Source organism: Lysinibacillus boronitolerans JCM 21713 = 10a = NBRC 103108, from assembly GCF_000772935.1.
GTDB lineage: Bacteria > Bacillota > Bacilli > Bacillales_A > Planococcaceae > Lysinibacillus > Lysinibacillus boronitolerans.
This window is the reverse complement of the sequence record NZ_JPVR01000079.1, coordinates 222,923-236,444: the sequence shown is the minus strand read 5'-3', so window position 1 is coordinate 236,444 and position 13,522 is coordinate 222,923. Positions and strand designations below refer to the sequence as shown.

Here is a 13,522-nt window from a genome sequence, read left to right as displayed (position 1 = left end):
ATATGAAACATCCTATTAAAATAATGCAAATAGGTGATGGGAATTTTATCAGAGGCTTTTTTGATCTAGCAGTTGAAAAACTACAAGTCCCTTGCAGTATCGTTTCAGTCGCAGCAACAGCAAGAGGAAAAACACTCAAACAGCTAGAAGAACAAAAGTTACAGTTCAAAGTGATGGAACGTGGGCTAAAAAACGGTGAGATTATAGAAGAAGAAACCACTGTTAAGATTATTCAAGATACGATTCACCCGTATGAGAACTGGCATACATTTTTACAATATGCGCAGTCTGAAACATTAGAAATGATTGTGTCTAATACAACAGAGGCAGGGATTTATTATGAAAATATTCCTTATCCCACGGCTTGCCCAACAAGCTATGCAGCAAGGCTAACCGTCTTTCTAGAACAATATTACAATCATTTTCAAGGTGAAAAGCAATTGGCAATTGTGCCTTTGGAATTAATAGAACAGAATGGCTCTACATTAAAAACGATTTGTCTACAGCACGCTAAAGACTGGAATTTGCCTACAGCATTTAATGAATGGCTTGCTACGTTAACTTTTTGTAATACACTAGTCGACCGTATTGTAACAGGTTATCCCCGAGATTATCAGGGGAAGGACGCCCTTTACACAGTTTGTGAACCCTATTTCTTATTTGTAATTGATGAAAAAGAGCCATTTAAACATTGGCCAACAAGTCTTGATTTACCTTTTGTCTTTGATGATTTAGACATGTATCGGAAACGCAAAGTCGCCATTTTAAATGGTAGTCATATTTTGCTTTCAGCATTCGGCAAGATTTTTAACCATACAACTGTAAGAGAGGCATTTTCTCATGCAGGTGTTCGAGCCTTTATTGAAAAAGTAACAAACGATTTTACCCAACGCTTCCAAGTGGATGAACACTATCAGCAAGATGTCTTTGAACGTTTTTTAAACCCCTTTATTGAGCATCAGCTCTATGATATTCAATTAAATGAGTTATCCAAGTGGCAAACACGTATTGCCCCATACACTGAAACAGAAATATACTATCAAGCTTTAGCAATAGGGATATATGCAATGAATCCAACACGCTTTTCCATTCGTGAATCTGATCAAGTTATTGAAAAACTGACTGAAATCCATAACGATTTTGAACAAGGTCAGACAGAGCCAATGCAACAATTTATCGAACATTATTTCCAGTGTGATGCAGCAGAGGTTATTCAGCAATTAGCCACAATTACTAGTTTATTGGAGGAAATAGCATGCGACAATTGATCATTAATGAACCGTTTCAAATGGTGGAACGTGAAGTAGACAAGCCGAGTATTGAAGGAAGTCATGATGTTTTATTAAAAATCACGCATATTGGCGTATGTGGAACAGACACACATGCTTTTGCAGGTGAACAGCCATTCTTTCGTTATCCACGAGTATTAGGCCATGAACTAGCTGCTATCGTGGAAGAAGTTGGTGAAGCAGTTACGGACATTCAAGTAGGTGATCGTGCAACAGTTATTCCATACATCCATTGTGGGGAGTGTGCTGCATGTCGTCGAGGTCAAACGAACTGCTGTAAGTCCTTGAAAGTATTAGGTGTACATATCGATGGAGGTATGGGCGAATATATCGTAGTTGAGGACAGTATTGTAATTACTGATAATGCTGTGTCAGGTGACCAATTAGCCATTGTAGAACCATTAGCTATTGGTGCTCATGCAGTACGTCGTTCGGAACTAACAGAAAATGATACGGTACTTGTTATCGGTGCAGGGCCCATTGGACTAGGAGCTGCACGTTTTGCTAAATTACGTGGCGCAAAAACAGTATTAATGGATTTGAACCAAGAACGTTTAAAGGAAGGACAGGCATGGTCGGAAGCAGATGGTGTGATTGTTGGCAGCCATGACATAATGGCTCAGTTACATGAAAAATTTAATGGTGAACTACCTACAGTTGTCTTTGATGCAACAGGCAATCAACAATCAATGGAATCTTCTTTCCAGTACGTAGAGAATAGTGGCACATTAGTGTTTATTGGTTTAATGAAGAAAACCATTACATTTAATGATCCTGAATTTCATTCAAAGGAATTAACATTGAAAAGCAGTCGTAATGCTACGGCAGAAGATTTTGAGACGGTTATGAACTACATGCAGTCAGGAGCTATAAAGAAAGGCTATGTCACGAAAAATATTGCATTCGATGAAGCGATTTCTTACTTTGAGGCAAAACAATACAACACAAATAAAGCACAAATCTATGTTAAATAATGGGGAGGATTTTCAATGAATATTTCTGTATCAGCATTAAAAAAAATAGTAGTTCAAAAATTCACAACTGAAGGTGTTGACGCTGAAACAGCAGCACAAGTAGCAGATGTTTTGATTTATGCCGATTTACGTGGTGTCAGTTCTCACGGTGTTATGCGTGTGGAGCATTATATAACACGTTTAAAAGCAGGTGGCATAACGAAAAACCCTCATTTTTCAGTAGAAAAAAGAGGCACAAATCACCTTCTTTTTAAGGGTGATAATGGCTTTGGGCATGTCATTTGTAAGGAAGCGATGGATGAAACCATTAAAGTTGCTAAGGAACATGGCTCATGTACAACGATTATTCAAGAGAGTAGCCATTGTGGGGCACTCGGCTATTTTCTTGAACAAGCCACGAGTGAAAATTTAATTGCTATTATGTGCTCTCAAACGGACTCCGCAGTTGTTCCCTTTGGCGGAAAAGAGCCTTACTTTGGTACGAATCCAATAGCTTACGGTTTTCCAACCAACGATAAACCGATTATTTTGGACATGGCAACAAGCAATGTAGCGCTTGGGAAAATTTTATATGCACGTGAAAAAGGGGAGACAATCCCAAATACATGGGGTGTTGATGCACAGGGAGCACCAACTACAGACCCACATCAAGTAAAATCTTTAACACCATTTGCAGGGCCAAAAGGATATGGTATGGCACTTGTAGTAGATGTTCTTTCTGGAATTTTAGCAAGTGCAGCTTTTGGTCCTCACATTTCAAAAATGTATGGCAATTACGAACAGAAACGTAATTTAGGGCAATATTTATATGTATTAGATCCAAATATTTTTGGAGATGTTGATCAATTCAAAGCAAATATCTCGCAAATGATAAATGAATTACATGATGCGCCAACAGCACCAAATTTTGATCAGGTACTAGTGCCTGGTGAAATTGAACAGATACGTAGTGTGGAAACAATGGATAAGGGCATTGACTTACCTGACCAAGTATATAACTATTTGAATAGTTAATTTAACCAGTAAAGTATGCTATGCTACATAATACCAAGGAGAGTTTTATATTATAGGTAGGAGATTGATTTTAGTGAAAAAAACAACAATTGCCGATGTTGCACAATATGCAAATGTTTCAAATAGTACAGTATCGCAATATTTGAATAAGCGATATGAATATATGAGTGCAGAGACTCGTAAGAAAATTGAAGAGGCTATTGAAGCATTGCAATATCGTCCGAATTTAATGGCTCGTAGCTTAAAACAGAAATCTACCTTTACAATTGGTATTATTGTGGCGAATATTATTCATGACTTTTCAACAAAAATAATAAATGCATTGGAAGCAGAGTTTGATAAAGAAGGCTTTCATATGATTGTGTGTAACTCGGCGGATAACCCTAAAAAAGAGAAAAAGCATATCGAAACTTTACTAGAAAAACAGGTAGATGGCTTAATCGTTTTTCCAACAGGAGAAAATAAAAATCTCTACATAAGACTTCATCAACAGGCAATGCCAATCGTTTTTATTGACCGTTTTATTGAGGGAGTAGATATTCCTGCTGTATTGCTTGATAATTTTTCTGCCATGAATACGGCTGTGGAGACATTTCGAAAACAACCAATAGCCTTTATCACTACTTCTTTAGCCTTACCGATTACTCCTCGTGTCGAACGTTTAGAAGGATTTCGTCAAGCGCTCAGAAATAGGAATTTGTTGATTGATGAGCGCTATATAAAAAATGGTGAGCCAGCTGAGATGACAGAGATTTTTAATCAGTTATTTACATTGGAGCAACCACCTAGGGGAATCATTGCGGCTAATGATCGTATTTTCCAAGAATTAATGCTCTATATTAAAAAAAGAAATTTACATGTGCCTAATGATGTACAAGTAATCGCTGTGGATGATGTACCATATGCCAATTTTTTAACACCTTCCATTACAACATTACAACAGCCTATTTTACCAATGGCACAGAAAGCGGCATCATTGCTCTTAGCAAAAATAAAAAAAGAACAGCTAGCTGATGACCAAAAACTATACCGCTTCAAACCGATATTAATTCAGCGAGATTCAACTAACTAAAAAGGCAACCCAAAGCTATGAACTTAGCTAAGGGTTGCTATTTTTAGTTGCACAGCTATTCATCGATAGATATGATTATCTAAAGGAATACTTTTATGTCAAAAAAGACCAATCATTCATTTTGGTGATAGAAAGGGGACTTATGAGCATTGCTAGGAAGTATTGGCTCATTCTATTTGGCTTTGGTTTCTCGTATTTAGGAAATTGGGTGAATCTAGTTGCCCTCAATTTATTAGTTTGGCATTTAACAGAGTCGCCTACTGCTATGGCTAGTATATTTATTGTAGGACCGATTGCTCGAATTTTAACGAGCTTTTTTGCAGGCTCCATTATTGATCGATCGAATAAACAAAAATTAATGATCTATAGTGATATCATTCGTGGCATATTGATTTTATTGTTACCTTTTACGTCCTCTATTTGGCTCATCTATAGCGTATTATTTTTATCTAATATAGCAAGTAGCTTTTTTGGACCGAGTAGTACCTATTATATTTCAAAATATGTTCCAGACGAAGATAAACAATCCTTTAATGCAATATTAGGAATGTTTAGCTCAGGCTCGTTTTTAATTGGGCCAGCATTGGCTGGGTTTATCATTGCCATTTCAAATATATCTATAGCGTTTTGGTTTAATGCTTTGACGTTCTTTATCTGTGCACTCTCAATTTTTAAGCTTCCCGCAGTAGAAGATCATCAGGACATGCACCGAAAACCCATTACTTGGAGCTTGCTAAAAGAGGATTATGGTATTGTCTATGGCTATATAAAAAAAGAGCAAGTCTTTGCCAAAGTATTTCTATATTTTCAGGGTGCAATGATGATTGCCTTTGCATTAGATTCACAGGAAGCAACATTTATTAAACAAAACCTACAAGCTTCAGATAGTCTATATGGTGTCATCGTTAGTATCGCTGGGATTGGGGCTATTATTGGTGGAGCAATGGCTGCTCGTTATGCTAAAAGGTTTTCAACAAGACAATATATTGTCTATGGTCTGCTTTTGACCACAATCTGCTATACATTGTTTTACTCTTCACCGAATGTGATAATGGCGATTGTTAGCTTTATAGCATTAGGAATATGTATGTCATTTTGTAATGCAGGCTACAGCACTTTTTATCAAATATGTGTACCGACATCAATTATGGGCCGTTTCGGTAGTGTTTCAACGATGGTCATGAATGTGCTACAGATTGTCTTTACATTAGCCTTAGGATTGCTAGCGGAATGGCTCTCCCTACAAATGGTCTGCATTGCCTTTGGAATCTTAGCAATTTTCATTTCTCTAGTTTTATATGTATTTATGCATTCAAAATCCGCCTATGAAGGTTTGAAGGAAGAGATTGTCTAAAAATCATGTCAGGCTATGAAACTTAATTATTTCAAATGAAGGTAGAATTATTGGATAGATAGCGATTAAAAGGATGTTATTTTAGTAAAAGTTAGCACTCATATAATGATAAAATCATTCCAAAATAACCTTATGTCATAATATGAGGAGGTTAACATGGCTAATTCAAGACATCGAAAACAAGATAATCGATCCAATAATGTTGAACGCATTCGTGATATTGTTAAAAATACTGAAGAGAAAGTGCAGGAAGCAGAAATTAGTATGGAATTTGCAGATCCTCTAGAAAGTAACAGGCTAAAGGAAAAAAATAAGCGACGTAAACAGTCAATTGAAGCTTTAAAAGAGGAAATGAAAGATGAAATGACAGCACGAAAAAAAGGTGAAATTTAAAATTAGTTTCTAGAAGAATCAAATGTATTCGTGTTATTTCTTATGTTTACCATTTTCCGATAGGCAAAAACAGATGGATTAGATGTTCCATAATGGACCTCTATATTGCCATCTGTTTTTATTTTGCACATGTTAACCGATCTTTTACATAAACACTAAATTAAAAAAGTACGTATATGAATTTCTTAAAAAAATGAACCTTTTCTAGTAGTCATTTGTTTATAACGTAGAACCATCAGAAAGGAGTGCCTTGGATTGACAGAACGTGAATTATTCGATTCATACAACAAAGATGTTTACCGTACCTGTTATTACATGCTACGGAACGCCCAAGATGCGGAAGATCTCTGCCATGATGTATTTGTCACCGTCTTTCGTCAGGATTGGAGAAGTGTAGAGCATACACGTGCTTGGATTTTACGAATTGCGATGAATCAATGTTTAAATTTGCTTAAAAGAAAGCAGGCTCAGTTAAAAAAGGTGAGTCAGGTACAGTTGCTACAGGAGCAAACTACGGCATCAGTTAAATCTGTAGACACCATTGTATTGGAGAAGGCAGCTGAGGAGGAGTGGGGGGCACTACTCAGACAGCTACCAGAAAAGTTAATGGCTGTTGTCACCCTACGCTACATTGGTGAGCTATCATTAGTGGAAATTGCGGAAACGCTAAAGATTCCAGTGGGAACAGTGAAATCGAGACTCCATAAGGCATTGAAAATCATGCGCAAAAAACTAGAACAAAATCAAAATTTATGGTTGAAGGGAGAGAATCAATTTGGAACGCATTGAAAAGAAATTGAAAAAAGAGATGAACGCAGACCATAACATGAAGTATCCTGACTTTGAACAAATGTGGAATGGTATCCAGCAGGATGAACTAAAAATGGTAGGTGAACCGATCGAACTTCTACCTCGAAAAAGAAAGAGATTTGTTTTGGTCGCAGGATTAGCTGTTGCTCTAATGGCTACACCTGTCTATGCAGCACTGAATTACGATTGGTCAACTATTCTATCTTATAGAGCTGGTATTCAGTCTGCATTAGACCAGGGCTTAGGGCAGACTATTGAGAAATCCGTTACGAAGGATGGGTTTACGTTGACCGTACATACGGCGTTTATCGATGATAACAGAACCTTTCTTTTGTATAGTTTGAAACCTGAGGCCTCTTGGGATGGAATGAATGTGAGTTTTGATCAAATCGGGCTTCAAGATGCGAATGGTGATTTTATTAAAGGGAATTACTCACATCGCTGGAATGAAGATCTTGGTCTTTTCCAAGGGTATTTTGAGACAGACTGGGTGGCAGATAATCAGAAGTCAGACATTAAATTTTTAATGGAGAATATTCATTCTATTGGTGATAAAGAACTGCCTATTAATTACAACCCTAATGACTCTCAAACGCAGAATTACACCATTAAAAAGGATGGAATTGACAATGTAATTCTACAAACCTTTGAACAATCAGACGGGAAAGTAATGCTCCAATCAGCGGTTCAATTTACAGATTCTGAAATGAAGAACAAATGGGTACGAATTAAGGCGCTAGATGATAAAAATCAGACGATTAAAGAAGTGGAAACACCAGTTTTTGGAACTCCTGGTGCAACTGGTGAATACTTTAGTCAGCAAATTTTCACTTCAGACAGCTTACGAGCGAAGGATACAAAGTTCCAACTAACTTATGAACATACATTAGATATTGCAAAGGATAATTGGAATATAGAGATGAATTTATCCAAAGAACAATTAAACAAGGGATCATTTAAAAAAGTCGTCAATATTCCTTTAGAAAATGCATCTAATGGAATAGTAATTCATGAAATGAAAGTTACTCCAACACAGGTACGTTTAATACTGACCCATAAGGAAAAATATGCACATATTCCTTACATGGACTATCAGCTGGATATTGGTGGAGTACTTTTGGATGGAGGTAGATCGGATATAGAAAACGAGCCTTATAAAACCGAACTTCGTTTTGAATTGACTGGAGTGGATGTGACCTCGTTAGCGAATCAATCTGTGGCATTGGTAGCTAAACATCGTGTTGATATAAAAGATGGTGACGAGCAACCGATTCATTTGACTAATATATCAGATACACCTCAAAGTAAGACATCTACGATTGGAGAGTATTCAATTACATGGACTTACTATAAGAAAGATAGCAATCTCTATGTGGAATCCTTTAGCACTGAACCTACATTTGGTGGTGTCTCTCAGACTTATTATCTAGATCATAAAGAGCGAAATTATGGAATGCCTATGATGGCTGGCATACTTGGTGATGAAAATAATAAGCAGATGGATGAGTATAAGAATTTTAAAGATAAAGATCTTGATATTTATATTTGGAAATATACTACGAATTATCCAGATGCAGAGCTTCGTATACCACTTACATTTGGAAAATAACAGTATTAGCAGCCCCATCTATTTGATTCTTCACTATTCAAATAGATGGGGATTTTTGTAATGAAGATTAAAGAGCTTTACATAAAATGAATTGTATAATATAGTTTAGTTAACTTAAGTAAATTAATTATTGTACAGGAGAAGATACATGACCTCTAATCAAAAAACACAAAAATCTATTGCTTATAAGCTTGGATTAGGCATTATTATCTTTTCACTTTCTTTATGGTTAATCCCAATTATTACACCTTTCACACCGATACCTACAAAAGTAAAGGCAGGGATTATACCAGGAAGTATTATTATGGCTGAAATCTTATTTTGGCTTGGTGCTTTACTTGTTGGAAAAGAAGTAGCCAACAAATTTAAAAGCTATCTAAATCCTAAAAAATGGCGAGAAAAAGGTGACACTCAAAAAAATGAAGAATAACCAAGTAGCGGAGCAAATAAATCAAACCATTGAAGATATTTGGATCATGCTTGAGAGAATGGAAAGGGCTTATACTAATTTCTCCTTAAATAATCAGCAATATGTTCTTTTAACATTAGTGATGCGTCATCCATCCTGCTCGCCTTCAGAATTAGCAGATAAAATGGCTATTACAAAAAGTGCAGTGAGTCAGCAATTAACCAAGCTTGAACAGGATGGCTATATAATGAAAAGGCAGCATGAGGAGGATAAGCGTGCCTTTTCTGTCGAATTAGGTGAGAAGGGTCTATTATATAAACAGGAAATTGAAGCCTTTAATCAACAGATTACAGAAAAGTACCATGCTCACTTAACAACTGAAGAGTTAGCTGAAATGTTAGCTACTCTAGAAAAAATGAAAAAAATACTGTATGAATTTTAGAAAAAATTTGACATTTTGTTAGGTGTATCTTATAGTAACCCTTAAAATAAAAGGGGGAATAAACATGGTCATTACTCTTGTCCAATCATTCACAACAAAACATCATCATCATCACTAGTCTTGCTATCTTTATTAACTTATTAATATTGAATAGGAAGACTATTTCTCATGTAATCGTATAAATAAAGCTGATTTGAGGCTTTATCGTTATACGGTTTTTTTATTGCTCAAAAAATGAGGAGGAAATGATGATGAAAAAAATGGACTATCAAAATGTTCGAGGAACACAAGATTACTTACCGGAGCAGGAGGCAACTCGTCGTGCGATACGCCGTACGTTAGAAGATACATTTATAGCCTATGGCTGCAAGCCGTTAGAAACACCTATTCTTAACTATACAGAGCTGATGGCCTCTAAATATGCTGGTGGTGCTGAGATTTTAGAGGAGATGTATACATTAACAGATCGAGGTGAGCGAGATTTAGCGTTACGCTATGATTTAACAATTCCATTTGCAAAAGTTGTAGCGATGAATCCAGCGATTGCTATGCCATTTAAACGATATGAGATTGGCAAGGTGTTTCGAGATGGCCCGATTAAGGCTGGTCGTTTTCGCGAATTTACACAATGTGATGTTGATATTGTTGGAGTAGAATCACAGGCTGCTGAGGCGGAGCTAATGATGATGGCGATAGATGCCTTTGATCAGCTTAAATTGAAAATTAATCTCCAATTTAATAATCGCAAGCTTTTAGTCGGTCTTCTGCAATTATTTGAGGTTGAACAGGATCAAATGAATCGAGCTATTTTAACGTTAGATAAGATTGAAAAAATAGACGAGAAAACAATGCTAGCAGAATTGAAGGCATTGGGGTTATCAGATAATAGTATTCATAAAATAAAGCATTTTTTAGATGAACGTCCTCAAATAAGTATGGCGTATTTTGAAGGTTTCGCGTCCGAGAATGTCTATTTACAACAAGGTTTACAGGAATTAATGGAACTAACTTCTTATTTAAAGGCACTTGGAATAAGTGAGCAATGTATTTTCAATCCATTTTTAGCGAGAGGACTTGAAATTTACACAGGAACAATTTATGAAATTTTTTTAGCAGATGGAACAATCCGCTCAAGTATTGGTAGTGGGGGACGGTATGACAATGCAATTGCTGGCCTTTTAGAGACAAATCAAACCTATGCTACTGTTGGTATTTCATTTGGTTTAGATGTCATCTATACAGCACTAGAGCTTTCGGGAAAAATAGATCAAAACGCTCCTAGTGTGGATATTTATATTATTCCTCTCGGAACAGAAAAAGAGGCACTAAAGCTAGCAACTGCATTACGGCGAGAAAAATATAAAATAGAAGTTGAGCTAAGTGGGAAAAAAGTGAAAAAGGCGATGGAAAAAGCCAATCGTGAAAACACGCCAAAGGTTATTGTATTAGGAGATAACGAGGTCAATCAAAATATGTATAAAATAAAAGATATGAAAAGCGGTGAGGAAGAAATCGTTGCGTTTATCTTTTAAACAACATAACATGAAAAAAACGGCTGATCCCACTCTATTATAGGATTTGAGCCGTTTTTTTTTTTGGTTATTTTTCCGATTTAAAAACAAGCTTCCATATCAAGATGTTGATGAAGAAAAGCACAATGAAATATATCGTAGAGCCGTATGTTATCTGAGCTATCAAATAGTGCAGCCCTACAAGTAAACCTAAAGGGAGCAATAATAAAAGAATCTTCCAGCCCTGTGCATCGTTAACTTCATCATAGGGTTTGGTAAAGGGTAATTTGTTTGTCATCATGACAAAACAAAGGATGGTATATAACCAGCTTGTTACCAAAACAGCTAGTAAATCAGGGATAATTCGAATACCATAAATATAGCTAAAGACTATACTTAGTACTAAAAATAACGGAATATACAATTTAATTAAAAATGCCTTTAAGCTACCTTTTTGTAATTCTGTATAATCTTTAAGCGGGAGTGTTTTATAAATCCATGCAGCCTTATATTTAGAAGAGTGACCAAGCATAAGGACAGCGGATGGTATAATCATCATACTAAAATAGATATTTAAATAGCTCATACTACTAGCATAATCGACTTCTTCCCCTCTGCTAAAAGTAAACATGAAAATAAAGGGAATAATAAATGAAAAGCCTAAAGATGGGTAAACCTTTAGCTTAAACTCTCGCTCTTGCTTCATCATCAGAGTGGCGAAGCGATAGAAAGCTCGTTCCTCGTGTGTTCTACACACAAGGGTTAATAAAAACGACTTTAGTCGATTGTTCTTTTCCTTTTTCGATTTACTTGTACTTAGCAGTTTTTGGAGATTGCGTTCAAAGGTTGGTATGAGTTTAATATAGATCCAAATCGAAATAATAGGTACAATCACTGCTAAGATGGTATAAATGACTGTCAATAAGGATGAGTCACCATGCAGTATGAGTTCATAAGGAGCGGCGAACCACATCGGTATTAAGAAGAGGTTCCACCAATGAAACGCCACTACCATATCTAAATTGACGAATTCAAAGGATCGAATAAGAACTTGGTAGCCAATCATCAGCATTAGAGATAAAGCGATTTGTACATAATTAATCATATCCTTCAGCTTTTCACCATCAAAGAAGCGTAAAATGGCAATATATAAAATGGCTGTGATGGCAACTATAAATAAATTCATTAATAGAATTTCAAGACCTGTTAAAATAAAGAACACAATACCTTGAGTAAAAAGGCTGACTATTAGAGGGATGGCTGTTAGGGCCAATGTTAAATAGGATAAATAAATAAAAATATGCATAAATTTTGCTGCATTAATTGTTTTAGCTGAAATAGGCTTAGTTGAAAGTATGCTTTTATCTCGTACATCTAAAAGCACAGAAGAAAAGTCAGAAATCAATGAAGTCATAATCAAAAAGATGATCATTGCAAAGGCAATACTCATTTGAAATAAATAATTTTGACCAAAACCCATAAGCGGGATGAGTATAAGCCCGAATAACATATAAATCCATAGAGACTTAATGTAGCCGTACTTTTGATTGTCTTTCTTTTTATTTTGATTAAATAGGGTAGGTACTTTCCGTTCATCCATTGTTAATTTTATATGGAGGATTTTTCTCATCATGTCATAATCAATGCCCATTTTTATAAAAAGCCATCGGAACTTATCAAGCAATCGTAGCGTTTTGAAATCTGTCATAATTGTCCCCCACGAACGACGGACACAAATTTTTCTCCGATTTCCTGATGTTCATGAAATCCTGTTAACTGGTTAAAAATTCTTTCTAATGTTCCTTCAGTATTATCTGCTTGTAATTGGGCAAATGTTCCGTCCGCTGCAATTTTTCCATCATACAGCAGAATGATACGGCTACTGATTTTTTCAACTACATCCATAATGTGAGATGAGTAAAATATAGTCTTTCCGTTGGCAGCTAATTGCGTTAAGATTTCTTTAAAAATCATGACACTGTTTGCGTCTAGGCCATTGATCGGCTCATCTAAAAATAGCAGGTCTGGATTATGTATTAGGCTTGCAATAATTAGTAGTTTTTGACGCATACCTTTAGAATAAGAAGAAATTCTAGAATGGTATGCTTCACCAACTCCAAACAGCTCCATTAGTGATTTGGATTTGTCAGCCGCCTCCTCTAGCTCTAATCCATATAGCTGGCCGATAAAGGTTAAATATTCATAGCCTGTTAAGTTATCATAAACATCAGCGATTTCAGGGACATAACCAATTCGCCGTTTATAATCAATTTGGTCTTGCACTATGCTTTTCCCAAAAAGCTTAATTTCACCGCCATAATCACCTTCTAGCCCTAGAATAAGTTTTACAGTTGTACTTTTACCCGCACCATTGGGGCCAATATAACCGATGATTTCACCTCTAGCTGCATGAAGGTCAATCCCCTTCAAGATTTCCTTGTTTCCATAACTCTTCGTTAAATTCGTAATTGTTAAAATTTCTTCCATTTTATAGCCCCTTTCAATTATTTAGAAAATTTAACCATAATTACACTATATCATATTAAAAGAGATAATATTCCTTATACTAAAATGAAACCAATTCTATCAAAAATAGAGAGATCCTCTTATATTAAAGGAGATTAAGAAACGAAATTGATTGATTA

General features: G+C 35.8%; 13 protein-coding genes. 11 read left to right on the top strand and 2 right to left on the bottom strand.

The genetic code is table 11. From position 1 onward, the window contains the following. Positions 1–2 precede the first annotated feature (2 nt). From CD31_RS18100 to CD31_RS18050, 11 genes are all read left to right on the top strand, one after another. The gene (locus CD31_RS18100; RefSeq protein WP_052125405.1) at positions 3–1,268 is read left to right on the top strand and encodes a mannitol dehydrogenase family protein; all 1,266 of its coding nucleotides are present in this window, start codon (positions 3–5) and stop codon (positions 1,266–1,268) included. Further along, complete coding sequence (locus CD31_RS18095) at positions 1,256–2,263, top strand: zinc-binding alcohol dehydrogenase family protein (protein WP_036079722.1); 1,008 nt, start codon at positions 1,256–1,258, stop codon at positions 2,261–2,263. The genes CD31_RS18100 and CD31_RS18095 overlap by 13 nt, the downstream gene beginning before the upstream one ends. Positions 2,264–2,278: 15 nt before the next feature. Then, a complete protein-coding gene (gene allD / locus CD31_RS18090; protein WP_036079719.1) occupies positions 2,279–3,277 on the top strand; it encodes an ureidoglycolate dehydrogenase in 999 nt (332 codons plus the stop codon). Positions 3,278–3,350: 73 nt separating this feature from the next. Next, the gene (locus CD31_RS18085; RefSeq protein WP_036079717.1) at positions 3,351–4,349 is read left to right on the top strand and encodes a LacI family DNA-binding transcriptional regulator; all 999 of its coding nucleotides are present in this window, start codon (positions 3,351–3,353) and stop codon (positions 4,347–4,349) included. Between the two features lie 142 nt (positions 4,350–4,491). After that, positions 4,492–5,703, top strand: a complete 1,212-nt coding sequence (locus CD31_RS18080) for an MFS transporter (RefSeq protein WP_036079714.1) — start codon at positions 4,492–4,494, stop codon at positions 5,701–5,703. A 156-nt stretch (positions 5,704–5,859) separates the two neighbouring features. Then, the gene (locus CD31_RS18075; protein WP_036079712.1) at positions 5,860–6,096 is read left to right on the top strand and encodes a small acid-soluble spore protein Tlp; all 237 of its coding nucleotides are present in this window, start codon (positions 5,860–5,862) and stop codon (positions 6,094–6,096) included. Positions 6,097–6,351: 255 nt separating this feature from the next. After that, the gene (locus tag CD31_RS18070) at positions 6,352–6,885 is read left to right on the top strand and encodes an RNA polymerase sigma factor (RefSeq protein ID WP_036079709.1); all 534 of its coding nucleotides are present in this window, start codon (positions 6,352–6,354) and stop codon (positions 6,883–6,885) included. Beyond that, a complete protein-coding gene (locus CD31_RS18065) occupies positions 6,872–8,515 on the top strand; it encodes a DUF4179 domain-containing protein (RefSeq protein WP_036079707.1) in 1,644 nt (547 codons plus the stop codon). Before CD31_RS18070 ends, CD31_RS18065 begins: the two co-directional genes overlap by 14 nt. A gap of 148 nt (positions 8,516–8,663) precedes the next feature. Further along, complete coding sequence (locus tag CD31_RS18060; protein ID WP_036079703.1) at positions 8,664–8,945, top strand: transporter suffix domain-containing protein; 282 nt, start codon at positions 8,664–8,666, stop codon at positions 8,943–8,945. Beyond that, positions 8,935–9,366, top strand: a complete 432-nt coding sequence (locus tag CD31_RS18055) for a MarR family winged helix-turn-helix transcriptional regulator (protein WP_036079700.1) — start codon at positions 8,935–8,937, stop codon at positions 9,364–9,366. The genes CD31_RS18060 and CD31_RS18055 overlap by 11 nt, the downstream gene beginning before the upstream one ends. A 251-nt stretch (positions 9,367–9,617) precedes the next feature. Further along, a complete protein-coding gene (locus CD31_RS18050) occupies positions 9,618–10,898 on the top strand; it encodes a histidine--tRNA ligase (RefSeq protein ID WP_036079697.1) in 1,281 nt (426 codons plus the stop codon). A 67-nt stretch (positions 10,899–10,965) separates the two neighbouring features. Here the strand turns inward: CD31_RS18050 and CD31_RS18045 are convergent, their stop codons facing one another. Together CD31_RS18045 and CD31_RS18040 are read right to left on the bottom strand one after the other, a co-directional pair. Further along, positions 10,966–12,585 carry a hypothetical protein gene (locus tag CD31_RS18045; protein ID WP_036079694.1) on the bottom strand — a complete coding sequence of 540 codons (1,620 nt, stop codon included), beginning with the start codon at positions 12,583–12,585 and terminating at the stop codon, positions 10,966–10,968. Further along, complete coding sequence (locus CD31_RS18040) at positions 12,582–13,364, bottom strand: ABC transporter ATP-binding protein (protein ID WP_036079691.1); 783 nt, start codon at positions 13,362–13,364, stop codon at positions 12,582–12,584. The genes CD31_RS18045 and CD31_RS18040 overlap by 4 nt, the downstream gene beginning before the upstream one ends. Positions 13,365–13,522 lie beyond the last annotated feature (158 nt).

What these genes read in the sequence shown, in the direction of transcription:
- CD31_RS18100 (WP_052125405.1), top strand. Translation starts at nt 3, where the DNA reads ATGAAACATCCTATTAAAATAATGCAAATAGGTGATGGGAATTTTATC.
- CD31_RS18095 (WP_036079722.1), top strand. Translation starts at nt 1,256, where the DNA reads ATGCGACAATTGATCATTAATGAACCGTTTCAAATGGTGGAACGTGAA.
- allD (WP_036079719.1), top strand. Translation starts at nt 2,279, where the DNA reads ATGAATATTTCTGTATCAGCATTAAAAAAAATAGTAGTTCAAAAATTC.
- CD31_RS18080 (WP_036079714.1), top strand. Translation starts at nt 4,492, where the DNA reads ATGAGCATTGCTAGGAAGTATTGGCTCATTCTATTTGGCTTTGGTTTC.
- CD31_RS18075 (WP_036079712.1), top strand. Translation starts at nt 5,860, where the DNA reads ATGGCTAATTCAAGACATCGAAAACAAGATAATCGATCCAATAATGTT.
- CD31_RS18060 (WP_036079703.1), top strand. Translation starts at nt 8,664, where the DNA reads ATGACCTCTAATCAAAAAACACAAAAATCTATTGCTTATAAGCTTGGA.
- CD31_RS18055 (WP_036079700.1), top strand. Translation starts at nt 8,935, where the DNA reads ATGAAGAATAACCAAGTAGCGGAGCAAATAAATCAAACCATTGAAGAT.
- CD31_RS18050 (WP_036079697.1), top strand. Translation starts at nt 9,618, where the DNA reads ATGAAAAAAATGGACTATCAAAATGTTCGAGGAACACAAGATTACTTA.
- CD31_RS18045 (WP_036079694.1), bottom strand. Translation starts at nt 12,585, where the DNA reads ATGACAGATTTCAAAACGCTACGATTGCTTGATAAGTTCCGATGGCTT.
- CD31_RS18040 (WP_036079691.1), bottom strand. Translation starts at nt 13,364, where the DNA reads ATGGAAGAAATTTTAACAATTACGAATTTAACGAAGAGTTATGGAAAC.